1 protein-coding gene is annotated in these 586 nt (G+C 67.1%); it reads left to right on the top strand.

The window, feature by feature from the left end; all coding sequences use genetic code 11:
• Positions 1-8: 8 nt before the first annotated feature.
• The coding region (locus tag BGIM_RS0100870; RefSeq protein ID WP_029629619.1) for a DUF1501 domain-containing protein at positions 9-586 on the top strand (578 nt) is incomplete at its 3' end.

Below are 586 nucleotides of genomic sequence, written 5' to 3'. Positions count from 1 at the left end.
CCCCCGATTTGATCTCGGCCGTGTCCCGGCGGCAGGTGTTGAAGTCCGCCGGCGCCGGGTTTGGGTATCTGGCCCTCGCCGGGTTGCTCGGCCAGGAGGCGGCGAAAAGCCGGGCGGCCGAGGCGCCGAAGCCGCTGGCCCCGAAGGCCCCGCATTTCCCGGTGAAGGCCAAGAAGGTGATCTTCCTGTTCATGCAGGGAGCCATCTCGCAGATGGACACCTTTGAATACAAGGCGAAACTGCAGGCCAACGACGGCAAGCCCGGTCCCGGCGGCGGCACGCTGACGGCCTCCAAGTTCAAGTTCAAGCAACACGGCCAGACCGGCTCGTGGTTCTCCGAACTGCTGCCGAACATCGCCACCCATGCGGACAAGTTCGCTTGGCTGCGCGGCCTGCACACGGACACCCCGGCCCACCCGCAGGCGGTCGTCCAGTTGCACACCGGCAGCGCCAACGCCGCCCTCACCCGGCCGAGCATGGGTTCGTGGCTGCTCTACGGCCTCGGCTCGGACAATCAGGATTTGCCCGGCTATGTGACGATCAACCCGCCGCCAAACTTCGGCGGGGCCGTCAACTACGGCAGCGC

This window comes from Zavarzinella formosa DSM 19928, from assembly GCF_000255705.1.
Taxonomy (GTDB): domain Bacteria; phylum Planctomycetota; class Planctomycetia; order Gemmatales; family Gemmataceae; genus Zavarzinella; species Zavarzinella formosa.
Note: the sequence above shows the minus strand (reverse complement) of the source record. Positions and strands in the feature narration are given on the sequence as shown.